24 protein-coding genes are annotated in these 23,889 nt (G+C 48.2%); 19 read left to right on the forward strand and 5 right to left on the reverse strand.

What is annotated here, in order from left to right:
* Positions 1–42 precede the first annotated feature (42 nt).
* The 12 genes from H141_RS0109010 (at position 43) to alr (ending at position 12,136) form a co-directional block, all read left to right on the forward strand.
* Positions 43–1,206: an aminotransferase class V-fold PLP-dependent enzyme gene (locus H141_RS0109010; RefSeq protein WP_019675930.1), complete on the forward strand. Its 1,164-nt coding sequence runs from the start codon at positions 43–45 to the stop codon at positions 1,204–1,206.
* Positions 1,207–1,322: 116 nt separating this feature from the next.
* Positions 1,323–2,618: an adenylosuccinate synthase gene (locus H141_RS0109015; RefSeq protein WP_019675931.1), complete on the forward strand. Its 1,296-nt coding sequence runs from the start codon at positions 1,323–1,325 to the stop codon at positions 2,616–2,618.
* 76 nt (positions 2,619–2,694) lie between these two features.
* Positions 2,695–4,014 (forward strand): S41 family peptidase, encoded by a 1,320-nt coding sequence (locus tag H141_RS0109020; RefSeq protein WP_019675932.1) that lies wholly within the window; start codon positions 2,695–2,697, stop codon positions 4,012–4,014.
* 69 nt (positions 4,015–4,083) lie between these two features.
* Positions 4,084–4,713: a tetratricopeptide repeat protein gene (locus H141_RS0109025; RefSeq protein ID WP_019675933.1), complete on the forward strand. Its 630-nt coding sequence runs from the start codon at positions 4,084–4,086 to the stop codon at positions 4,711–4,713.
* A gap of 68 nt (positions 4,714–4,781) precedes the next feature.
* Positions 4,782–7,157 (forward strand): ribonuclease R, encoded by a 2,376-nt coding sequence (rnr, locus tag H141_RS0109030; RefSeq protein ID WP_019675934.1) that lies wholly within the window; start codon positions 4,782–4,784, stop codon positions 7,155–7,157.
* A 43-nt stretch (positions 7,158–7,200) separates the two neighbouring features.
* A complete protein-coding gene (gene rlmB, locus H141_RS0109035; RefSeq protein ID WP_019675935.1) occupies positions 7,201–7,932 on the forward strand; it encodes a 23S rRNA (guanosine(2251)-2'-O)-methyltransferase RlmB in 732 nt (243 codons plus the stop codon).
* A gap of 137 nt (positions 7,933–8,069) precedes the next feature.
* Positions 8,070–8,465 (forward strand): 30S ribosomal protein S6, encoded by a 396-nt coding sequence (gene rpsF, locus H141_RS0109040; RefSeq protein WP_019675936.1) that lies wholly within the window; start codon positions 8,070–8,072, stop codon positions 8,463–8,465.
* A gap of 5 nt (positions 8,466–8,470) precedes the next feature.
* A complete protein-coding gene (gene priB / locus H141_RS0109045; protein WP_019675937.1) occupies positions 8,471–8,776 on the forward strand; it encodes a primosomal replication protein N in 306 nt (101 codons plus the stop codon).
* An 11-nt stretch (positions 8,777–8,787) separates the two neighbouring features.
* Positions 8,788–9,015 carry a 30S ribosomal protein S18 gene (gene rpsR / locus H141_RS0109050; protein ID WP_008218940.1) on the forward strand — a complete coding sequence of 76 codons (228 nt, stop codon included), beginning with the start codon at positions 8,788–8,790 and terminating at the stop codon, positions 9,013–9,015.
* A gap of 18 nt (positions 9,016–9,033) precedes the next feature.
* Complete coding sequence (rplI, locus tag H141_RS0109055; RefSeq protein WP_019675938.1) at positions 9,034–9,486, forward strand: 50S ribosomal protein L9; 453 nt, start codon at positions 9,034–9,036, stop codon at positions 9,484–9,486.
* 182 nt (positions 9,487–9,668) lie between these two features.
* Positions 9,669–11,054 (forward strand): replicative DNA helicase, encoded by a 1,386-nt coding sequence (gene dnaB, locus H141_RS0109060; protein ID WP_019675939.1) that lies wholly within the window; start codon positions 9,669–9,671, stop codon positions 11,052–11,054.
* Positions 11,054–12,136 (forward strand): alanine racemase, encoded by a 1,083-nt coding sequence (alr, locus tag H141_RS0109065; RefSeq protein WP_019675940.1) that lies wholly within the window; start codon positions 11,054–11,056, stop codon positions 12,134–12,136. Before dnaB ends, alr begins: the two co-directional genes overlap by 1 nt.
* 15 nt (positions 12,137–12,151) lie before the next feature.
* Here the strand turns inward: alr and H141_RS0109070 are convergent, their stop codons facing one another.
* Both H141_RS0109070 and zur read right to left on the reverse strand, forming a co-directional pair.
* Positions 12,152–12,616: a chemotaxis protein CheX gene (locus H141_RS0109070; protein WP_019675941.1), complete on the reverse strand. Its 465-nt coding sequence runs from the start codon at positions 12,614–12,616 to the stop codon at positions 12,152–12,154.
* Between the two features lie 102 nt (positions 12,617–12,718).
* Positions 12,719–13,159, reverse strand: coding sequence for a zinc uptake transcriptional repressor Zur (gene zur, locus H141_RS0109075; RefSeq protein WP_019675942.1), 441 nt, complete (start codon positions 13,157–13,159; stop codon positions 12,719–12,721).
* Positions 13,160–13,324: 165 nt separating this feature from the next.
* Between zur and dusA the strand changes: the two genes are divergently transcribed.
* The 6 genes from dusA (at position 13,325) to H141_RS0109110 (ending at position 18,836) form a co-directional block, all read left to right on the forward strand.
* Complete coding sequence (dusA, locus tag H141_RS0109080; protein WP_205620366.1) at positions 13,325–14,299, forward strand: tRNA dihydrouridine(20/20a) synthase DusA; 975 nt, start codon at positions 13,325–13,327, stop codon at positions 14,297–14,299.
* Positions 14,300–14,537: 238 nt separating this feature from the next.
* A complete protein-coding gene (locus H141_RS0109085) occupies positions 14,538–14,798 on the forward strand; it encodes a hypothetical protein (RefSeq protein WP_019675944.1) in 261 nt (86 codons plus the stop codon).
* A gap of 231 nt (positions 14,799–15,029) precedes the next feature.
* A complete protein-coding gene (locus H141_RS0109095; RefSeq protein WP_019675946.1) occupies positions 15,030–15,458 on the forward strand; it encodes a copper chaperone PCu(A)C in 429 nt (142 codons plus the stop codon).
* 9 nt (positions 15,459–15,467) lie between these two features.
* Positions 15,468–16,445: a DUF2333 family protein gene (locus tag H141_RS0109100; protein WP_019675947.1), complete on the forward strand. Its 978-nt coding sequence runs from the start codon at positions 15,468–15,470 to the stop codon at positions 16,443–16,445.
* A gap of 5 nt (positions 16,446–16,450) precedes the next feature.
* Positions 16,451–17,224: a TIGR04219 family outer membrane beta-barrel protein gene (locus H141_RS0109105; protein WP_019675948.1), complete on the forward strand. Its 774-nt coding sequence runs from the start codon at positions 16,451–16,453 to the stop codon at positions 17,222–17,224.
* A 112-nt stretch (positions 17,225–17,336) separates the two neighbouring features.
* Positions 17,337–18,836, forward strand: coding sequence for a response regulator (locus tag H141_RS0109110; protein ID WP_019675949.1), 1,500 nt, complete (start codon positions 17,337–17,339; stop codon positions 18,834–18,836).
* Positions 18,837–18,880: 44 nt separating this feature from the next.
* Here the strand turns inward: H141_RS0109110 and H141_RS0109115 are convergent, their stop codons facing one another.
* Positions 18,881–19,783, reverse strand: coding sequence for a TIGR03899 family protein (locus H141_RS0109115; RefSeq protein ID WP_019675950.1), 903 nt, complete (start codon positions 19,781–19,783; stop codon positions 18,881–18,883).
* Positions 19,784–19,970: 187 nt separating this feature from the next.
* Here H141_RS0109115 and H141_RS0109120 point away from each other — a divergent pair, with 187 nt between their 5' ends.
* The gene (locus H141_RS0109120; protein ID WP_019675951.1) at positions 19,971–22,202 is read left to right on the forward strand and encodes an EAL domain-containing protein; all 2,232 of its coding nucleotides are present in this window, start codon (positions 19,971–19,973) and stop codon (positions 22,200–22,202) included.
* Between the two features lie 61 nt (positions 22,203–22,263).
* On the opposite strand, the gene ppa is transcribed toward H141_RS0109120, so the two are convergent.
* Both ppa and H141_RS0109130 read right to left on the reverse strand, forming a co-directional pair.
* A complete protein-coding gene (ppa, locus tag H141_RS0109125) occupies positions 22,264–22,791 on the reverse strand; it encodes an inorganic diphosphatase (RefSeq protein ID WP_019675952.1) in 528 nt (175 codons plus the stop codon).
* A 57-nt stretch (positions 22,792–22,848) separates the two neighbouring features.
* On the reverse strand, positions 22,849–23,820 hold the full coding sequence (locus H141_RS0109130; RefSeq protein ID WP_019675953.1) for a class 1 fructose-bisphosphatase: 972 nt from the start codon (positions 23,818–23,820) through the stop codon (positions 22,849–22,851).
* Positions 23,821–23,889 lie beyond the last annotated feature (69 nt).

A 23,889-nucleotide genomic window follows, 5' to 3' on the forward strand; every position in this document is an offset into this window, starting at 1 on the left:
GTCAGAGCGATTTTTGCTTATGCCAAGTGAAGCGGAGACTCTATGTATCAACAATTTTATCAGCGATTCTTGCAGGCGAATCAGGGCAAGCAGCATTTTGCCAGCCATTCACATCATTACTGGCCTGATATTACCCGGGACGCGACCTTAGCATACTGGGATGACAGTGCCCGGTTGGTGGATGATAAGTGGCAGCGTATTTTTGGCGAGATGATCCCACAAACACAACAACTTATTGCTGATGTGTTGAATTTGCCCGCACCCGACCAAATTGTATTTGCTGGGAATACCCATGAACTGGTAATGCGCTTGTTTAGTTGTTTCGACTTAGCAAAACCACTTAAAGTGCTAAGCACCGACAGTGAGTTTTACAGCTTTCAGCGTCAGGCCAAGCGGCTGGCTGAGTTTGAAAACATAGAGCTTATTACGGTAGCCACAGAACCATTTGCCAGCTTTACCGAACGTTTTATTGCACAGGCGAAGGCGCAGCAGCCGGATATGGTGTTCTGCAGTCAGGTATTTTTTAACTCTGGTTATGCCGTAGCCGATTTAGCCGGCTTTGTCAGCGACCTGGCAAAAGTGACTGATGCGATGCTGGTGATAGATGGTTATCATGGCTTTATGGCTGTACCAACTGATTTGGCCACGATAGCCGGCCGGGCATTTTATCTGGCGGGTAGCTATAAGTATGCCCAGGGTGGCGAGGGTTGCTGTTTTATGGCTGTGCCGCCAGGGAGTAATCAGCGGCCATGGTATACCGGCTGGTTTGCCGAGTTTGGCACTCTGGCGGCGGAAAAATCAGCGTTAGTATTATACAGCAATGACGGCAATCACTTTGCCGGGGCTACGATGGATTATACCGCCCTGTACCGCTTACATGCAGTATTGCTGTTATTTAAGCAGCAGGGCATCACTGTTGGCAGAATTCATCAGTATGTCAAACAGCTGCAGCAAGCGTTTATTGCTGAGTTGGCCCGGCAGCAGCACCCACAGCTTAACCAGGATAAGCTGTTACTGGAAAATCTGGATCAGCACGGCCACTTTTTTACCTATAAACTGGCTAGTACCAGTGAAGTAGCTGAATTGTCAGCTTTTTTAAAGAATAACGGCATTATCACTGACTATCGCGGCGACCGCTTGCGCTTTGGTTTTGGTTTATATCAGAACAGCCAGGCATTTGATTTATCTTGTCTGCAGCGTCAGTAAATCCGGGTATTTAGCTTAAGCCGGAGAAAAAACCGGCTTTTTTTAGGCAACACAGCTGTAAGTTGGCCAGCGATTTGATAGAATCCTCGCCTAATTTTTTCCATGATGTAGGAACCATGGCCAAAAACGTCGTTGTGCTCGGCACTCAATGGGGTGACGAAGGAAAAGGTAAAATCGTTGACTTATTAACTGATAAAGCCAGCTATGTGGTGCGCTACCAAGGCGGTCATAATGCTGGTCATACTCTGGTTATCGACGGTGAAAAGACCGTACTACACTTAATTCCATCGGGTATTTTACGTGCCAATGTAAAATGTGTGATTGGCAACGGTGTAGTGCTTTCTCCGGAAGCTTTTTTAAAGGAAATGACCATGCTGGAACAGCGTGGTGTACCGGTAAAAGAGCGGCTGCTGCTAAGCGAAGCCTGTCCGCTGATCCTGCCATTTCATGTGGCACTGGATGTCGCGCGGGAAAAAGCCCGGGGTGACAAAGCGATTGGCACGACTGGCCGTGGTATAGGCCCTGCCTACGAAGACAAAGTAGCGCGCCGTGGTTTACGGGTGGGCGACTTATTTAACCCTGAGTTATTCGCTGAAAAACTTAAGGTGGTAATGGAGTTACATAACTTCACGCTGACCCAGTACTACAAAGTTGACGCAGTGGATTATCAAACCACTCTTGATAATGCCCTGGCGATGGCGGATTTGCTGAAGTCTATGGTGGTTGATGTAACCGATTTGCTGGATAAAGCCCGCAAAAACGGTGACAAGATCATGTTTGAAGGTGCTCAGGGTACCTTGCTGGACATTGACCACGGTACTTATCCCTATGTAACGTCATCGAATACTACAGCAGGTGGTGTTGCTACCGGTTGTGGCTTTGGTCCGCGCTACCTGGACTATGTTCTGGGTATAGTGAAAGCGTACACTACCCGGGTAGGTTCAGGCCCTTTTCCAACCGAGCTCGATTGTGCGGTTGGTGAACACCTTGGTGTGAAAGGCCATGAATTTGGTGCAACTACCGGGCGTAAGCGGCGTACCGGCTGGTTTGACGCCGTTGCTGTGCGCCGGGCTGTGCAGCTAAACAGTATTTCTGGTTTTTGTTTGACCAAGCTGGATGTACTGGATGGTTTGGAGAGCATCAGTATTTGTGTTGGTTACCAACAGCCAGACGGCACGGTGTTGGATACACCGCCACTGGCCGCTGAAGGCTATGAGCTGGTAACACCTGTTTATGAAACTATGCCAGGTTGGTCTGACAATACTTTTGGTATTCAGCAGCTGGAAAAGTTACCGCAGGCAGCGCGGGATTATATCAGCCGGCTGGAACAACTGACCGGGGTGCCGATTGATATCGTCTCAACCGGACCAGACCGGGTGCAGACGATAGTGTTGACGCATCCGTTTGCGTAACCCGCTCGTATAAAAAAACGCTGCCATTTGGTGGCGTTTTTTTATACGCTGTAGCCATAAAGGTTGGAGGTGTCTGATGAATAAGCTTCTGCTGATTTTTCTAAGCGTGCTGTTAGCAGGGTGTGGCGGTTCTGATAGTGCTGATGACAGTGCCACTAATAACGTCGCCGAGTGTAGCCGCAATGATATTAACAGTCAGTTGTACTGTAAGTTATTTGCCGACTATCTATGGTATGACGAATTAAAGACGGGGGTTGACCCGCTGGCGTTTAGCACCCCCTCTGCTTATTTAAATCAGGTGGTTGCTGATCGGGATCGCTATAGTTTTGTAATGACAGAACAGCAATATCAGGACCGTTATATTAATGCGGTATTTTTTGGCTATGGCTTTGCCACTCAGCGAACGGACAATAACACCGCGCTGCAGGTGTTATATGTCTATGACGCAGGTTCAGCTGCTCAGCGTGGTTTACGCCGGGCCGATAAAATAATTGAGATTGATGGCATCAGCGTTGCCGAGTGGTTAACCAGGCTGGACGCCGGTACCGCAACCAACGACGATATCTACGGCCCGAATGAAGAAGGTGTGGTGCGGCAATTTGTCTGGCGTAAGCCTGATAACACTGAACGGCAGGCTGACTTCGTAAAAGGCACCGTTAGTACTAATACCGTTATGCATCGCTCTGTAGCGCAGCTAGGTGATAAAACAGTCGGTTATCTGGTGTTTAATACCTTTATCGAATTGTCTGAAACAGAGTTAGAACAGGCTTTCAGTTATTTTTCCCAGCAAAATATCGATGAGCTGGTGTTAGACGTCCGATACAACGGCGGTGGCCTAATCCGGGTTGCAAACCAGCTTAGCTCGCAAATCGCTTTTGCAAAGTTACAGGGCAATATTTTTGTTAAATATCGCTACAACGATAAAAATACCCGGAAAAACAGCACTGTTGGCTTTGCGCTGGGAGCCGGCCGTACTCAGTTAAACTTGTCGCGGGTGTTTGTATTAACCACGGCAGGTAGCTGCTCATCCAGTGAGCTGGTAATTAACGCCCTGAGCCCCTTTATTGATGTGGTACAAATTGGTGAAACCACTTGCGGCAAGCCGGTAGGTCAGGTGCCTGATCGGGTCGGCGACTTCCGCTTATTTGCGATAAATTTTCAGACAGTTAATTCGTTGGATTTTGGTGACTACTTTGATGGGCTGAGCCCGAATTGCCCGGTAACTGCGGCGGTGGCCGGTGACTGGGGAGTAAATAATGATCCACTATATGCTGAAGCGCTGGCTTATATTAATAGTGGTAGCTGCAGCGGGGTAGCGGTAAGTACTCAGAGTTTGCAACAAAGACGGTTACAACAGCAGGTTCAGCCACAATGGCTGCGCTATAACGAGCAATAACCTCTGCTGGCGTGTTTTTTGCAGGAAAAAATTACTGGTTGTTATTATTTAACGGTTATTTGACGCCCTATGAAAACAGTTATGTTATTGCCTGCTGTCCTGCTGCTGCTTGGGATAGTAATTGCTCCGCCAATTACTGCCCAGCAAGTGGATGCGGTACAACTTTACACTCAGGATGAGTTGTTAGATTTAATTAAAACTAACAGTCACTTACGAAAAGTTCGCGCCGATGATTGTCAATTGGTGCAGGATATTGAAGCCCGGGCCGATATTATGCAGCTTCCGGCCTATCAGTTTTTATACGGTGACATGCTGGCATATGCAGTGTGTGTGCCGCGCAACGTAGAACGCGGCTGGGATTTAATGTTGCAAGCAGCTGCACAAGGCTTACCCGAAGCACTGGAGCAAGTGGGCCGCTATTATCACATAGGCCGTTTCGTGCAGGTAGATATAGACAAAGCGCTGGTTTATCTGCATGAAGCGGCAGCAATGGGCAACCTGAATGCGCAACTGCGCTATGCCCAGCTACTGGCAGACGGTTACGGTTCACCGGTAGATTACGAACAAAGTTACCGTTGGCTGCATCATGCTATTAGTGCAGATGCCAACACTCATGCTAGAATACAGCAACTGCTGCAACAGCTTGCCAAGAAGATGCCAGAGCGGGTAGTGGCCAATGCCAGACGACCTGTCAAATGAAATTCATCCAATGTTTCTGCTTAGCTGTTACACTCAATATATGAAAACAGGAAATAAAAGTTTAATTAATGACGGTAAATGATCCGCATCTTGCGCGTGAGCAAGAAAAATACGACAACCCTATCCCCAGCCGGGAATTTATCCTGGAACACATCGAAAAGCGGCAACAACCTGCCTACTTTGACGAACTGGTAACCGAACTCGCCCTGACTGATGACGATGCTATCTTCGCTCTTAAAAAGCGTTTACGGGCAATGGAGCGGGATGGCCAGCTTATCTTCACTAAGAATAAGCGCTATGGTCTGGTGGACCATATGGACCTGGTAAAGGGCACTGTAATTGGCCATCGGGAAGGTTTTGGCTTCTTAAAGCTGGAGCAGGGCGGCCCGGACTGGTATCTGCCTTATCATGAAATGCAGCGGGTGCTGCCAGGCGATAAAGTACTGGCCACTGCAGCGGCGATGAAGAGTAAAGACAAGGTGGAAGCCCGGGTAGTGCGGGTGCTGGAACCCCGCACTGAGCCGGTGGTTGGCCGTTATTATAAAGATACTGCGGTGTGCGTAGTGGTACCGGACGACCCACGGATCACTCAGGATATTATGGTGCCGGAAGGAGAACAAGGTGCAGCGCGTCATGGTCAGATAGTGCTGGTTGAGATAACTCAGCGCCCGTCAAAGCGGGTCAGCGCTGTCGGTAAAGTGATTGAAGTACTGGGTGAGCATATGGCGCCCGGGATGGAAATTGAAGTCGCTATCCGCAATCATCAGATCCCACACGAGTTCCCGCAAGCTGTATTACAACAAGTTGCGAAATACGGCGAGCAGGTGCCAGACGAAGCGAAACTGGGCCGGGTAGATCTGACCAAACTGCCACTGGTTACAATTGATGGTGAAGATGCCCGTGATTTTGACGATGCAGTTTATGCCGAAGCCAAAGAAAACGGGGGCTGGAAGCTTTGGGTAGCCATTGCTGATGTCAGTGCTTATGTTAAACCTGACACGCCATTAGATCGCAGTGCCCTGGAGCGGGGTAACTCGGTGTATTTCCCCGACCATGTGGTGCCGATGCTGCCGGAGGCGTTATCTAATGGCCTTTGCTCACTGAATCCACACACCGATCGTTTATGTTTTGTTGCTGAAATGCATATTAGTGCCAGTGGTAAGCTGGAAAGCTACCAGTTTTATGAAGCTGTTATGCACTCAGCCGCCCGTTTTACCTACAACAAAGTGCATGCCATTTTACAGGGTGATCCTGAGCTGCGTAAGCAATATCAGGCCAACCTGAGCAATCTGGAAACCCTGTACAGCCTTTATAAAAAGCTGGCCAAAGTGCGTGGTCAGCGCGGCGCTATTGAGTTTGAAACGGTGGAAACCCGCTTTATCTTTAACAGCCATCGCAAAATAGAACAAATTGTGCCGGTACATCGCAATGAAGCACATAAAATCATCGAAGAATGTATGATTATGGCCAACGTTGCTTCAGCTCGTTTTGTTGAAAAACATGAGGCTCATGCCTTATTCCGGGTGCATGAGCGGCCAGATGGCGATCGTTTTGCTAATTTCCGGCGCTTTTTAGCCGAGTTAGGTATTGAAGCCAATATTTCCGCTGAACCAACCCCACTGGAGTTGACGCAAGTGTTGGCCACTCTGGCCGACCGGCCAGATCGGGAACTGATTGAAACCACCATGCTGCGCTCGATGAAGCAGGCGGTGTATCAGGGGGATAATCAGGGCCACTTTGGTTTGGCGCTGGAGGCTTACGCCCACTTTACCTCACCTATTCGCCGCTATCCGGATCTGGTGTTGCACCGGGCGATTAAAGCGATTCTGGTTAAGCAAAACCAGAAAGTAAATGGCGAGCGGGCATACAGCGAAAAAGAGATTACTCATTTTGGCGAGCAGTGCTCAATGACGGAACGCCGGGCCGATGATGCCACCCGTGAAGTGTCTGACTGGCTGAAGTGCGAATATATGCAGGATCATTTAGGCGCCGAATTTGACGGTGTGGTAGCGACTGTAACCAACTTTGGTTTATTTGTCCGCTTAAGTGATTTATATATTGAGGGCCTGGTACATGTGACCTCGTTGCAAAACGATTACTACCGCTTTGATGCTGAACGTCAGGTGCTGAATGGCGAACATAGCGGCGTTAGTTACCGGATGGGCGATCAGGTTAAAGTAAAAGTGCTGGCAGTTAGTTTAGAGTCGCGCAAAATTGATTTAGCTGTGGTGGGTGAGCCAAAACATAATGTGTCGGGACGGGCGGTAAAAGCCAGCCGCAATGCGGCTTTTGCTGAAAAAGAGTCGAAAACTGGCGGTGCCGGCCGGCGCAGTGGTAAAGGTGGTGGCAAAGCCGCTGCTAAACCAGCGGCCAAAGCCGGTGACAAACCTAAAACGGCGAAAAGCGGCCCGAAAAAGCCGCGGCGCCGGGCGAAGAAATCTTAATTGGCCAGGCTGACTAAGCAAAAAATTTGAGAAAAAGCTAACTATGAGCGCAGATTTTGTATTTGGTATTCATGCGGTAAATGCCCTGTTAGAACGGGCACCGCAGGATATTTTAGAATTGTTTATCATGAAAGACCGCGAAGATAAGCGGATGCAACCGCTTATTCAGCAAGCGCGCCAAAATGGTATTTCTATCCAGTTTTGTAACCGCAGAACCCTGGATGACATGGTTAATGGCCAGCACCAGGGCATTGTCGCCAAGGCGCGTTTAGCAAGTAGTGGCAATGAAAGTGACCTGGCCACCTTACTTGAGCAAAAAGATAAACCATTTTTGCTGGTGCTCGATGGCGTAACTGATCCGCATAACCTGGGTGCTATTTTACGCAGTGCTGATGCCGCTGGGGTGCATGCGGTAATTTCACCGAAAGACCGCTCCGTTAAACTGACGGCAGTGGTGCGCAAGGTGGCATGCGGTGCCGCTGAAGCGGTGCCCTTTATTACCGTGACCAATTTAGCCCGCACTCTGCGCGAGTTACAGGAAGCCGGCGTTTGGGTGGTGGGTACGGCCGGAGAAACCGACACCACTATTTATCAGGCTGACTTTAATGGACCGTTAGCGCTGGTGTTAGGCGCTGAGGGCGAGGGCCTGCGCCGCTTAACCCGTGAAACCTGTGACAGCCTGGTAAAGATACCGATGTTTGGTACTGTGTCCAGCCTGAATGTGTCAGTTGCAGCGGGAATTTGCCTGTTCGAAGCAGTACGCCAAAGAAGTTAACTGACCTGGTATATTCTGCTTGTTATTTGCCCGCTAACTCCGTAAAATACGCGACCTTCGGCCATACACTAACGTTCCTTGCCTCTATGCGAGCCCGGCCGAGCTCACCCGAGGCTTACTAACCGTAAGGAGCTACAATGCGTCATTACGAAATCGTTTTTATGGTTCACCCTGATCAGAGTGAACAAGTGCCTGGCATGATTGAGCGCTACACTGGCTCTATCAAAGAAGCGGGCGGTACTATCCACCGTTTAGAAGACTGGGGCCGTCGTCAACTGGCTTACCCAATCCAAAAACTGCACAAAGCACACTATGTGTTGCTGAACGTGGAAGCACCACAAACAGTGATTGATGAGCTGGAAACTAACTTCCGTTACAACGATGCAGTTTTACGTAACCTGATTATGCGCACTAACGGTGCCGTAGTTGAGCCATCTCCAATGGCTAAGGTACGTGATGAGCGTTCACGTGACGAGCGTCCTCGTGACCGTGCTCCTCGTGAATCAGAAGAGCAGGTTGAAAACGAAGAGTAAGTTTGATGGACAATATCATCGTGCTTAGTGGCGCCGTATGCCGGCACCCTGAACGCAGTGAGAGTCCGGCGGGTATCCCGCACACTGTTATCACAATTGAGCATCGCAGCAATCAGCAGGAAGCCGGCCTTAACCGTCAGGCTTATGTCAGAATGCAGGCCGTGTTAAGTGGCACAGTGTTACATCAGCAAGCTCAAACTTTGACGTTGGGTAGCATGGTAAAGGTTAGCGGGTTTTTAAACCGGCACCAGAACCGCAGTGGTCAGGCAAAACTGGTACTGCACGCCCAGCAGATTGAACAAATAAGTTAGGAGACAGACAAATGTCACGTTTTTTCCGTCGCCGTAAATTCTGCCGTTTTTCTGCAGAAGGCACTGTAGAGATTGATTACAAAGATACCGCTGTTCTGAAAAACTATGTTACAGAAAGCGGCAAGATCGTACCTAGCCGTATTACTGGTACCAGCGCTAAGTATCAGCGTCAGCTGGCTCGTGCTATTAAGCGCGCTCGCTACCTGGCCTTGTTGCCGTACAGCGACTCACACAGCTAATACAGAAGGGGTATAAGTATGCAAGTTATTCTGTTAGACAAAGTCTCAAACCTTGGTGGTTTAGGTGACAATGTTTCTGTTAAGTCTGGTTATGCTCGTAACTTCTTATTCCCACAGGGTAAAGCAGTTCCGGCTAACAAAGCTAACACTGAAAAGTTCGAACAGCGTCGCGCTGAATTAGAAGCCAAACTGGCTGCTGATTTAACTGCCGCTAACGACCGTGCCGCTAAGCTGGCAGAACTGGCTGAAGTGACTATCGCTTCTAAAGCCGGTGACGAAGGCAAGCTGTTCGGTTCAGTAGGCACCCGCGATATCGCTGATGCCATTACTGAAGCTGGCGTAAAAGTTACTAAAGCTGAAGTGAAATTACCTAACGGTACTTTACGTGAAACTGGCGAGCACGAAATCGACCTGCAGTTACACGCTGAAGTAGTAGCAACCATTAAAGTTGTTATTATCGCAGAAGCCTAAGGCTACTGGCGCACTGCAATGCAGTGCGCCACTCTGTTCCTCTCCTGATCTTGTTTAAACCTTCTTTACCGCCCGTCTTTTCAGCTGCACCGCCCCTTAATTAAAAAAAACCACAACGTTGCTTTTTATTCTGCCGCTTGCAAGGTAGCATTGCACAGTTATTCCCAATTTTGTCAGGTGTTATGAGCAGTAATAAAGACAAGCAAGTCGCCGGCCTGAAAATGCCACCGCACTCTATCGAAGCTGAGCAATCTGTACTGGGTGGCTTAATGCTGGATAATCAGGCCTGGGACCGGGTGTCGGAAAAGGTGGTTGAGCAGGATTTTTACCTGCGTTCGCACCGTTTTATCTTCAGCGCCATGGCGCGGATTGCCGAAGCAAATCAGCCCATCGATTTAATAACCGTATCCGAAGCATTAGAAGCCAACCAGCAACTGGACGATATCGGTGGTTTTGCTTATCTGGGTGAGATCGCCAAAAATACTCCCAGTGCTGCTAACATTATGGCCTACGCCGACATCGTGCGGGAGCGGGCTGTGGTGCGCGATATGATAGCGGTAGCGCATGATATTGCCGATGCCGGCTACGATACTCAGGGCCGCACCAGTGCCGAACTTTTAGATTTCGCTGAAAGTAAGGTATTTAAAATTGCTGAGCAGCGAGCTAATGCCAATGAAGGCCCGGAGCCAATTAATAATATTCTGGCCAAAACCATCGACAAAATTGATGCGCTGTTCCGCTCGCCGCAAACCGGTATTACCGGTTTGTCTTCGGGTTATATGGATCTTGATAAAATGACCAATGGCTTCCAGCCATCCGATTTAATCATCGTCGCCGCCCGGCCGTCGATGGGTAAAACCACCTTTGCCATGAACCTGTGCGAGCATGCGGCCATTACCAGTGACAAACCGGTACTGATATTCAGTCTGGAAATGCCCTCAGACCAGATAATGATGCGGATGCTGGCCTCGTTAGGCCGGATAAACCAGACCAAGGTGCGGACCGGCCAGCTGGAAGATGAAGACTGGGCGCGGTTGTCCTCGGCTATTGAGCTTCTGAACAGCAAAGGTAAAATGTATATCGACGATGCCTCGGGCCTGACGCCGACTGAAGTGCGTTCGAGGGCCCGGCGGGTGGCGCGGGAGCATGGCGGCCTGAGCATGATTATGGTCGATTATTTGCAGCTGATGACAGTACCGGGTTTAAGTGAAAACCGTACCTTAGAAATTGCTGAAATTTCCCGTTCATTAAAATCCTTAGCGAAAGAACTGAAAGTGCCGGTGATAGCGCTGTCGCAGCTAAACCGGGGCCTGGAACAGCGCGCTGATAAACGTCCTGTTAACTCTGACTTGCGGGAGTCGGGTTCTATCGAGCAGGACGCCGACTTAATTATGTTTATCTACCGCGACGAGGTTTATCATGAGGACAGTGCTGAAAAAGGCCTGGCCGAAATTATCATTGGCAAGCAGCGAAACGGCCCCATCGGCAAAGTGCGCTTAACCTTCCACGGTCATTTCTCCCGATTTGACAACTATGCCGGCAGCGCCCGTTTTGAGGACGAGTATTAATGTCACGCCGGCCGGTAGCCCAAATTAATCTGGCTGCCCTTGGCCATAATTTGCAGCGGGTGCAGCAATTGGCGCCTGCCAGTAAAGTACTGGCGGTGTTGAAAGCTAATGCTTATGGTCATGGTTTGGTACAAGTGGCCCAGGCATTAACAGCGGCGGATGCTTTTGCGGTGGCGCGGATAGATGAAGCACTGGCGCTGCGCACAGCGGGTATTGTTAAACCAATAGTGCTGCTGGAAGGATTTTACGAAGCCGCTGAACTGCCGATACTGCTGGCGAACAACCTGCAAACGGTGGTGCATAATGAGCTGCAATTGCAAGCGCTGGAGCAAACAGCGTTAGAGGGGCAGCTAAAAGTCTGGTTAAAAATTGATACCGGGATGCACCGGTTGGGCATTGCCCCCGAGCAATTTAATGAATTCTATCGTCGGCTGTGGCAGTGTCAGACTGTGCAGCCTGGTATTCGTTTAATGAGCCATTTCTGCTGTGCAGATATACCAGGCTCTGCCAAGACAGAGCAACAACTGGCACTGTTTCAGCAGCTTTGTATCGATAAAGCCGAGCAGCAAAGCCTGGCTAACAGCGCCGCTATTCTTTGCCTGCCGCAAAGCCATGGTGACTGGGTACGCCCCGGCTTAATGCTGCATGGTATTTCGCCGTTACCGGATCAGCAGGGGCAGCAACATCAGTTGCAGCCGGTTATGCGGTTAAGTAGCAGGCTGATTGCTATGCGCCAGTTGCAGCCCGGCGATACCGTAGGTTATGGCGCCAACTGGCAAGCCGAAAAAGCAACCTGGGTTGGAGTTATCGCTATAGGTTATGGCGATGGTTATCCGCGCCACGCCGTTAACGGCACGCCGGTATGGCTGGCCGGGCGGGAAGTGCAACTGGTAGGCCGGGTGTCGATGGATATGATTACCGTTGACCTGGGTGCCAATCCTGCTGAGACAATTGGCGCTGAAGCGGTACTCTGGGGCCCGGAGCTTGCCATTGAGCGGGTAGCGCAATATGCGGATACCATCCCCTATGAGTTGCTATGTAATATTACTCCCAGAGTTGATTATCAGTATTTGCCTGTATAACCGCTAACCGGACAATTACCTGTCAAAGCTGACTTCAATGTGTACTTTGCCAAATTCTGAATCAAACGGCATTAAAATGGTTGGCCCTTCGCATTTGTGAGTGATGGTATGGGCTTTACCGGACACCACTATTGGCGTGGCCATCGAAAATTCATAGCCTTTATCGCCTAGAATGCGTTTGGCGCCTCCGGTAACCATATTGGTGATTTCGCCAACCATATCAGTAACATCTGCATCAATAGTTTTTGGCTTTTCACCCAGCATCCGGTACATGACTTCCAGCGCCAGGCTTTCTTCAAAACTAACAGAAAACGAGCCTTTAATATCGCTGCCTACCATGCCAATTAAACCGGACACGTCGCCACGGGCTACTTCGTCCTTTTTTATCCGTGGCTGGCCCGGCACAATAGTAGTATTAGCCATAGTTGCTAAAACATTAACCAGAGAAGAGAGAAACGGATTTATATACTCAACATTCATGGAACGCGCCTGTTTTTTTTGCGTTGGAATATACCAGCCTGACGTTGTAAGACTAGGAGTATTTCGCTGATCATACAAGCCAGCTTATTGTTTTATTAGTATTTATGCAACTTGCTGGCACTTTTGACAAAAACCATGTGCTTCTATGGTCTGGTGGTTAATTTTAAAACCCCGTTCGTTGGCAAGGGCACCGAATTCTTGCTGTAGTAATGCAGAATGCAACTCGCTTACGTTACCGCAACGGTCACAGATCAGTAATTGCGCCGGATGATGATGGCCAAAGTGATGGCACAACATAAAAGCGTTACTTGATTCAATTTTATGGATGAAGCCCTGTTCGGTTAAAAACTCCAACGCCCGGTAGATAGTAGCAGGTTTGGCTGCCGGTTCTGTTTGCTTTAATTGTTCCAGCAGGTCGTAAGCACCCATACCACTGTCGGTTTGTGCCATTAACCGAAATACTTTTTCCCGGATGGAGGTAAAGCGTGCGCCGTTCTTCTCGCAAATTGCTTTAGCCCGGGTGACTAATGATTCTGTTGACATACTTAATCTGATCTCCTGGCAGCAGTCGTTGGCAGTGTAGCATATTGCTCTTCAAGTTCCACGCATAGCGGCGGCTGATAATTGGCTGAAGGCGGTCTATTTGGCTACCAATTGTTGTACACTATGCGGCTTTATAATTCATCTCTCGTTGCAGGTACGTGACTTTTGGCTTCTAAACCTATAGACCACAAATTTTCAGTTGCTCCGATGCTTGATTGGACGGATAAACATTGCCGTTACTTTCACCGGCTGATGACCAGACACGCCGTGCTTTATACCGAAATGGTAACTACCGGCGCGCTTATCCACGGTAAAGGGGATTATCTGGCGTTTAACGAGCAGGAGCATCCGTTGGTTTTGCAGCTGGGCGGTTCTAATCCGGCAGAAATGGCTCAATGCGCAAAAATGGCTGAACAGCGCGGCTACGATGCGGTAAATATTAATGTTGGTTGTCCGTCAGATCGGGTGCAAAACGGTATGTTTGGTGCCTGCCTGATGGCGAAGCCTGAACTGGTGGCCAGTTGCGTCAGTGCCATGCTGGACGCGGTGTCGATTCCAGTTACCGTAAAGAGCCGGATAGGAATTGATGAGCTGGACAGCTACCAGTTTTTAACAGATTTTGTTGGCACCATAGCTGATGCAGGCTGTCAGCAGTTTATTGTCCACGCGCGTAAAGCCTGGTTAAAAGGTTTAAGCCCAAAAGAAAACCGGGAAATACCAGAGTTAGATTACCCGAGGGTGCATCAACTTAAGCAGGATTTTCCTCAGCTTAATATCAGCATCAATGGTGGTATTAAAACCCTGGATGATGTGCGTTATCAGTTACAGCTGGTTGATGGCGTGATGGTAGGACGTGAGGCCTATACCAACCCGTACTTACTCAGTCAGGTTGATCATTTTATTTATGGTGAGGAGCAGCCGGTGCTCAGTCAGCACGAATTAGTGCGGGCAATGCTGCCTTATATTGAGCAGCAAATGCAGCAAGGGGCCCGTTTTTGGCACATTGCCCGCCATATGCTGGGACTGTTTCAGGGCCTGCCGGGTGCCCGTTTGTGGCGACGTCATCTGAGCGAAAATGGCCATCTGGCCGGGGCTGGGCCGGAAGTGTTAGTTCAGGCGTTGGCCGCTGTACCTGAGTAAGTAGCATTATAAATACTGGTGTAAATCGCAATATGAATCCAGCATGAAGAATTTGACTAACGCAGTGGTTAATTTAACTAATTTTTAGTTTTACAGGATTGGCTAAAAAACAGCCAACAACAGGGTGTTAATTAAAGTGTTAAATATCAATAAGTTATTTTTATAATAAAGTTGGCATAAGCTTTGTAATAGGTAAGTTGTAGTACCAACTAACTTAACTATTATGAAGGAATATCAAATGAAAACTTTAGCTGCTCTTACCTTAACTGCTGCTGTAATGTTTACTGCTGCGCCAGTACAAGCTAACCCTGCTACTGAAGCTTTGCAGCAATTGGCAGCCAATCAACTGGCGGAACTTAAAGTCACTATTGCTGATCAGGCACGGCAGGCGGTCGAAAAAACCGCGGCTGAAGTTCGCCAATTATTGCAGACTGATTCTCAGGTCGCGCAACATAAAGAAGTGGATGTCAAAGCAGATCCCAAACCTGCGGCAGAGTAAGTAATGTTGACTGCAAGCAGTTTATTGCTGCTGTATTTACTGCCCGTTGTCACCATGTTTTCGGCGTTCATGTTGTGGAGTTTTCTGACGCCTGTTTTACTGTTATGGTACAAAACCCGGAGTTAGCTGTACCGGGCCTAAGCCATGTTAAGCGTGATAACTTTATCTCTGGTCGCTGCCAGCTGTCAGAATTTGGTGTAAGATAAACTAAATTTGCTATGGGAGCATGACATGGTTCGATTTATTGTCTTAATACTAATTGCCGTAATCAGTTTTGCCGCTAATGCTGCAGAGCTAATCGTAACTGATGGTCAGGTCAGAGTCCCTATGCCTGGCAGAACCGTGACCGCAGGTTATTTCACTATCCAGAATAATACAGCAGACCCTGTCAGCTTAACTGCTGCCCGAAGCACAGCATTTGAACGCGCCGAGTTGCACCAGCATACTCATCAGGATGGTGTAATGCGGATGGAACAGGTCGGGCAAATTGAGATTGCAGCAAATGCCAGCGTTAGTCTGCAGCCAGGTGGCTTACACCTGATGCTGTTTAATCCGCTGCAGCCACTGCTGGCGGGTGAGAGTGTTACTGTCCTTCTGAGTTTTAGCAATGGCCAGCAGCTTGAACTGAGTATGCCATTAACTGAAATGCCTCGTCGCTAAGGATATTAAATGAACAAGCGTAATATGAGCTACCTGGTGGTCGGCCTGGTGTTGGTTATTTTTATGGTGATTAGCTGGTGGGTAAGCCGTGAGCCTGCAGTAATGACCGAGCAGATCCAGCATGCCCAGCAAAACGACAATGTTACGCCCAGAGTGGGTTACACTACTACCACCGCATTGATAAAAGTGACCGAAACCCTGCTTGATAAGCCAGGTGGTTATCTGGCTAATGATATTTTGCCGCCCTACAGCTTACTGGACAATATGCCCGCCTGGGAGTTTGGGGTGCTGGAAATGTCGCGCGATCTGGCACTGGCGTTTCGTAAAGACTTCAGCCGCTCCCAATCACAATCTGCCGAAAACGAATTTTTAAAAGTAGCTCAGCCACAATTTAATATTGATCATCGCAGCTGGGCTATCCCAAGCGCCGAATCTGAATATCGAAAGGCTATTGCCCAGTTATATCTTTACCGTGATGCCTTGTCCGACAGTTCAATGCCTGACAGCCAGTTTTATGCAAGAGCTGATAATCTGCGGGACTGGTTAAAAAACGTTGAAAAAAGATTGGGAAGTTATTCCCAGCGGTTAAGTGCCAGTGTTGGCCAGGATCGTCTGAATACTGATCTTGCTGGTGATGTCGGTGCCCGGCAGTCGACTAATGCACCGGGTCATCAGATTGTTAAAACCAGCTGGTGGAAAATTGATGATGAATTTTATGAAGCACGCGGTGCAGCCTGGGCTTTATTGCATTACCTGAAAGCAGTAGAGGTAGATTTTGCTGAAGTGCTGCACCGGCGCAATGCTATGGTAAGTTTGCAACAGATCATCCGTGAGTTGGAGGCTACCCAGCAGCCAATTTGGAGCCCAATGGTATTAAACGGCAGCGGCTTTGGTTTGCTTGCCAACCACAGCCTGGTAATGGCAAATTACATTTCCCGCGCCAATGCGGCACTGATTGATTTATCAGAACTATTGACTCAAGGATAAGCAGGATGAAAAAAAGCTTTATTAATAAAACCGCGTTATCAATGACCCTGAGTTTAGTCATGGTAACGGGGCAGGCTTCTGCTGACACCTTGTTTGGCATATACGTTGGTGGTGATGGCTGGCGTAGCGACGTTACCGGAAGTTTTGGCAACAGCGAGCCGGCACCAGTATTTAATTTTGACAGTAAAACTCAGGGTTCTTATTTTCTTGCGCTGGAACATCCAATACCGCTGTTACCGAATATCCGGTTGGCACACAATCAACTTGAAGCACAAGGTGTGTCGATAATCGATGCTCAGTTTAGTTTCGGCGGTGAAGATTTTGCAGTGAGTACTACAGTTGCCAATCGGCTAGACCTGAGCAATACCGATATTGTGTTGTACTATGAAATACTCGACAACAGTGTAGTCGCGCTCGATTTGGGTGTTAATGGTAAGCATATCAAAGGTTCGGCCTCAGTGGTGGAGCAGGCCCAGAACGGCTTACAGGGCGAGGAGTCGGTGTCGCAGTGGCTGCCACTGGTGTATGTCAGTAGTAAAATTGGTTTACCGCTGACTGGTTTAGATATATTTGCTCAGGGCAGCTACATCGGATGGAGTGATAGCCGGATGTATGATGTACAGGCTGGCGTTGGCTATGAAGTTGTCGATTCACTGGCTGTTGATGTCAGACTTAAAGTGGGTTACCGGGCCATAAATTTGCGTTTGGATGACCTTGATAATTTATATAGTAACATTGATTTTAAAGGCGTATTTGCCGGTATTGAGTTGCATTTCTAGCCGGTGGCTCAGGTAGTGTTGTGCTGCTGGTCTGGCGTGCTGCGGTACACCCCTTGTTGCTGTCGCCAAATCGCTTTATAGTAACTTTATTAGAAGTGACGGCAATATCATTTTGACAAATATATTCAGACAGTTAATTGTACCCTGGTTGCTTGCACTGCTGTTGGCCTGGTTGTTAGTTATTACATGGCTCCACAATCAGCAACTGCTGTTGTCAGACAATGGTTATGTCGCAATAGTGTTCAGTACTGCGCAGCCGTGGCTGGTTAGGTTAATTCTGCTGGCATTGCTGACAGCTGCCATGGCATTTGGCCTTTTATTAAGTGTCGGCGCAATAAAGCGTGGACAGTTGCAGCTTGCAACTGATGCAGAGCTATTGGCTCACCATTTAAAACGGCTGCAAAACTCTCCGCAACAATGCCAGATAAGTGAGTCGCTTGTCCCACTATTAAAGCCGGCACAGCAGGCGTTCAACGAGCTGTCCGGCGCGCTTGAGCAGAATGAGTTGGCCTCAGAGCAACTGGTGCAGCAACTAAATCAGCAGCTGCAGCAGTGTAATGCTCAATTAGCTGAACTTGAACAGCAACATCAGCAGTTAACGACGGCGCAGCAGTTGCAGCAACGCCAAATCCGGCATTGGTTCGAACAAAGCCAGATTTTATGGCAACGCAGAGATCAACTGCAACCATTGCAGTTACAACGATTATTGCAATTGCACTTGCTGGCAGGACATTATCAATTCAGCGCTGCCGATCCAGAAGGGCCGCCAGTTCAACTCGGTAGCTGGTTGGGCCGGCATCTTGATGACTTCAATGAATTATTGCCTGCTGCTTCGGTTGTGCTGGACTGGCAGGAGCATCCGGACAACCTGGCATATTCAGTAAACATTTGTGACAAAACATTAAAGTCGCTGCTGCAGGCGCTCATCATGCTTTGTCTGCGCAGCGAGGATGTCAGTAAAATTAGTGTTGCTCTGCAGTTGCAGGTTGGCGAGCAACAGTCCGCATTAAAGCTAACCGCCAGTTGTAATGGTAATGGCTTGCCCGGACATTGCCGTCAGCTTTTGCATGCAGCTGATCTGCTTGATTTACAGTGGAGTGATGCCGATGTTGCATTGCTCAAAGCAATACAAATAACGGGCGGTGAATTTAGCGCTCAGTCACTGGATGGACTGGGTTGTATTTTGCAGCTGACAATACCAGTGCAAACATCTGCTGAAAAGGTATCTGAGCCTGCCAGTTTGCGGCATATTCTGGTGGTTGATGACAATGAAACAAACCTGGCGTTTGTGCAGGTGCTGCTAAAAAATAAGCCTTTGGTTTTGCATACGGCTACTTCAGCGGCGCAAGTTTTCTCGCTTTGTCAGCAACAACGGTTTGATATGATTCTGCTGGATATTCAACTGCCGGATATGTCTGGGGTAGATATCGCTAAACAGCTGCGTCAAATGCCACAGTTTCGTCAGGTACCCATAGTTGCTTTTACGGCGCACGCTATGCCTGCTGAAATAGAAACCTATCGTGATGCTGGTATGGATGATATTGTGTTCAAACCACTGGAGCCGGCCCGGCTAGACAGCTTGCTTGCCAAGTTTTCATTAACGCCCAGATAAACAGCAGAAACAAAAGGTCACTTATTTACGGATAATCTATCGAATTATTTGAAATTCAAGACCGTTGCCAGCTGTTGTTGCAACGCCGCTAAGTAACCGCTGTGGGTAGGGCTGTTTAATAACGGTAATAATTCGGTGCCGACCGCAGTGTATTTATAGTACTGCAATACTACGCCACGTTGCAGAGCGGTACATTCCAGGGTCTGGCTCTGAAACTGCCAGCTGAAGTGTTGCCCGGGTTGCAGCTCGCCACTTTCGATTTCGACGTTATGTAAAATGCCAATATCAACCAGATTGAGTATTTGTGGGTAAGATAACCCGAACTGGCTTAAATTAAGCAATGCCATGCTGCGGCCCGTTAGCAGTTGCCAAAGCGATGGCTTGCGGATGTAACCAAAGTAAATACGACCACTTTGCTCTTGCCTGCTCCGACAGCTTAAACTGGCAGCTAACTGCAGGCTTTGCGCTTCCTTATGGCTCATTTGTTTCAGGGTTTGCAGGGTTTTCAACGAAAAACGGCCTGGCGTGGCAATTTCACCGGCCAGTATTTTTGCCCACAGTTGCTGCATACTGCTGTTAGAAATATCCAGTACTAACTCACAGTACTGCGCAAACCAGTCAGGGTCTACCTCCTGCGCGGATACCCGCTCCGGGCAATATTCTAAAGCCAGGGCCATAGTTTTTTCCAGGTTTTGCTGCTGGCGCTCGCGTTGCATTTGCAGGCGGCGGCTTACCCGTTGCGCCAGGGTCAATTCTCCAGCCGGTTCTGGTGCGCCAGAGCGGGCAGCAAGTTGCTGATGTTTCGCATTGCCTGGGGTATTGTCTGAGATGTCCGCATTGGCCTCATTGCTGGTTTCAGCCGCTTTGCCCGCCACGGGCGCGCCAAGGTGATAACGTGCCAGCTTTAGCAGCCGCTGCTGACCGGAGGCTGAGATTATTTTGTTCAAAATAAATCCGGTTTCGATCGAATAAGAAATGTTATCTTGGCATTAAGCTGGTGTAGCAGCAAGTAACGCCAACAATTTACCTGTTACCGCTGCAAAATTAAATAAGATAAAAATAAACGACAATTCGTTTTTTGTTTTTTAACGTATGCATGTATATTTAAGGCAAGAGACAATTTAAGGCGTAATCATGAAATCGAATGAAACAGATGAAGATTTTCTGTTTTTCGCAGAAGACGAACAAAGTTCGTCAGAACCGGAATTGGCTGTTGGTGTCTGGAATATTCTTATTGTTGATGATGACGAGGAAATTCATACCGTTACCAAACTGGCGCTGAATGACTTAATTGTCCTTGGTCGTAAGCTTCAATTTCATCATGCTTACTCTGGTGATGAGGCTATTCGCTTTTTGCAGAACAATCTTAATATTGCCATGGTGTTGCTCGATGTTGTGATGGAGTCGGATGATGCCGGCCTGAAAGTAGTGCAGCGGATCCGTGATGAGCTGCATCTGGAAGAGTTGCGGATAGTTCTCAGAACGGGCCAGCCCGGTTACGCGCCGGAAGAAAGCGTGATCAAAGAATACGATATTAACGATTACAAAACCAAAACAGAATTAACCCGCAGTAAGTTAGTCACAGCTATAATTGCTTCTATCCGCTCATATCAGCAAATTCGCACTATTAATCAAAATCGGATTGGCCTGCAAAAAATCATTAATGCCGGTGCTAACTTACTTGAGCAACATTCGCTGCATGAGTTTTCAGAAGGGGTTGTTACCCAGATTGCGTCTCTAATTGGACTGCATGCTGAGGGGGTACTTTGCGCACAAATTGAAGATGATGGTAGCACCAGCGACAAAATTTATGTCCTGGGTGCGGCAGGTCATTATGCGCCCTTTATCAAATGTCAGCTTGATAAGTTAGATAACCCACGCATAGTCCAGCAAATTAACTTATGTTTAAGCCAGCGACAGAATATTTTCGGTCAGCAGGATACTGTGTTGTATTTGGGTAGTGAAAGACATTGTGCTGCGGTTTATATAGAAACCAGCCGGCCGATAGAGGCGTTTGACCGGCAACTTATTGAAGTTTTTCTAAGCAATATTTCTATTGGCTATGAAAATGTCACTTTGTTTCAGCAATTAAAACACGCTGCCTATATTGATCCGCTAACAAAAACTCCGAACCGCAACGAGTTTATCCAGATTTTACAGGATACCCGTCGCTTTGACGCCGAGGGTATGGTTGCGGTACTGGTAGATATTGATCATTTTTCTGACGTAAATGACGGCCTGGGGCAGGATGTAGGCAATGAGCTATTAATTGCCCTGACGTTACGTCTGATCGCCTTTTTTGGTACCAGCTGCCAGCTGGGCCGGATAGGTGCAGATGTTTTCGGCCTGGTGGGGCCTTCGCATGAACTAACCCCAGAGCGTTTGGAGGAAGTATTTAACGAGCCATTTCAGGCTTCAGAGCATGCTTTACAGGTGAACGCCACTTTTGGACTTTGCCGCTTAACTGATTCTGCAGAGCAGGGGCTGACCATTTTAAAACATGTGTATATTGCCCTGAACAAAGCTAAAAAGAGTATCAGTCAGAATTACCAGTTTTATCAACCGGAAATGGAAGATGAAATGGCAGAGCGGTTATCGTTGCTGCGCAAGCTACGTAGTGATTTCAGTCGCGATAAACTCGAGTTATGGTATCAGCCGCAAGTATCGTTAAGCAGCAAACAAGTGGTTGGGATGGAGGCGCTGTTGCGCTGGCCGGTTGCCGATGGCCAGTATATCTCACCAGCAGTATTTATTCCGCTGGCTGAGTATTCAGGCCTAATTGTCGAAATTGGCAGTTGGGTTCTGGAGCAGGCATGCCAACAAATAAAACATCTGGCAACACAAGGACATAGCAATTTGCGGATTGCCGTTAATGTGTCGATGCCACAATTCCGAAACCATCATTTTGTGCAGACGGTTATTGATTGTGTAAACCGCTACAATATCGATCCGGCGTTGCTGGAACTTGAGATCACTGAATCAGTGGTGATGGACGAACCTAAAATTGTCATTGATGCCCTGCAAAAACTGAAAAATGCCGGTATTAAAGTCGCAATAGATGACTTTGGGATTGGTTTTTCTTCGCTGAGTTATTTGCAGCAGCTACCACTTGACCGGATTAAAGTGGACCGGGCTTTTGTGCGTGAAGTGACAGAGCCGGCCGGCGAAGTGATTGCTCAGACCATTATAAACCTGGGTAAACGGTTGGGACTTTCTACCATTGCAGAAGGCGTCGAAACCTTAGAACAGCAGCAGGCAGTTGCAGCCATGGGGTGTGATGAGGTGCAGGGCTTTTTGTTTGCCAAACCAATGCCGACACCTGAGTTATTGAAGTTTCTGGCCAGTAACAAGTCAGCAGAAAGCTGAAAACAAAGCCGCATTACGCGGCTTTATTTTTATTAAATAACTAACCATAATGGCAGCGTCGTTATTTTTTTGCCCGTTCAAACGAGGTCATTATTTCTGCTTTGGCTGCGGCAGCATCAGCCCAACCCTGCACTTTAACCCATTTACCGGGTTCCAGCTCTTTGTAGCGCTCGAAGAAATGTTGGATTTGCTGCTTTAACAGTTCAGGCACATCGTTGATATCCTGAATATGGTCATACAGCTTGGTTAATTTACTAACCGGTACCGCGATAACTTTAGCATCTTCGCCTGACTCATCTGCCATATTCAGTACGCCAACCGGCCGGCATTTGATGACTGAACCTGGCACCAGCGGATAAGGAGTTGGCACTAACACGTCTACCGGATCACCATCAAGCGATAAGGTATGGTTAACGAAACCATAGTTACAAGGGTAAAACATCGGCGTTGACATAAAACGGTCAACCCAGACAGTACCTGTGTCTTTATCCACTTCATATTTAATCGGATCGGCGTTGGCCGGGATTTCAATAATAACGTTAATTTCGTCTGGCAGATTGTTACCTGCTGCTACGTCGCTTAAGCTCATGCTGCTTCCTTTATGTTTAATCAATGCCGGCTATTATAGCGGCGGCAATAAAAATCGCTACGCTTTGTGATAGCCAATACAGGTTTCCACTTCGTGTTTAGAGCCCAGAATAACCGCTACCCGTTGGTGAATATCAGTCGGGACAATGTCCATAATCCGCTGATAGCCAGTAGAACTGATGCCACCAGCCTGTTCTACCAGAAAGCTCATTGGATTGGCTTCATACATTAGTCGCAATTTGTCAGGTTTACTGGGATCCTTACTATCCCGTGGGTAGGCAAATATACCGCCGCGACACAATACCCGGTGCACATCACCAACCATGGCTGCTATCCAGCGCATATTAAAGTTTTTGCCACGAGGCCCGGCTTTGCCCAGCAGTAAGTCGGCCACGTAGCGCTGCATAGGCTCTTGCCAGAAGCGCTGATTAGACATATTGATGGCAAACTCAGTAGTATATTTTGGAATAGCGGCCTGATCTCCGGTCAGCAAAAAACCACCATAGGTATTATCCAGGGTATATAAGCGGGTACCATGGCCGGTTGTCAGGGCCAGCATAGTCGAGGGGCCATACAACACATAGCCGGCAGCGACCTGAGCGGTGCCGGGTTGTAAAAACAGGCTGCTGTCGTCCGGCGCTTTATCAGGCGCCGCTGGCAGGATTGAAAAAATGGTACCAATTAAGCTGTTAATGTCGGTGTTAGAAGAGCCATCCAGCGGGTCGAAGGTTACCAGGTACTTACCCTGCGGGTTGCCAGCAACGATGGTATCTTCTTCTTCAGAACTGATCGCCTTTACTACGCCTGTTTCCAGGATCACTTCTTTTAGTAATTCGTTGGCTATCACATCAAGTTTTTTTTGGGTTTCCCCTTGAATATTTTCGCCAAGGGTAGAACCTAATACACCTGCGAGTTCACCCTGACTGACCCGAAAAGAGATTTCGCGACAGGCGGCAAGGATGGTTTTAAGCAGGGCGATTAACTCAGGTTCGACTCCGTCCTGCTGCAGTACCGGGGAAATACGGCGCATTTTGTTATTCCTTTTATTGCTGTAGTAAAAGTGTAGGGCAGCGCTATTTTAAAGAATTTATTGTTAAAT

The sequence above is a fragment of the Arsukibacterium perlucidum DSM 18276 genome (assembly GCF_000382165.1).
GTDB classification, from domain to species: Bacteria; Pseudomonadota; Gammaproteobacteria; order Enterobacterales; family Alteromonadaceae; genus Alishewanella; species Alishewanella perlucidum.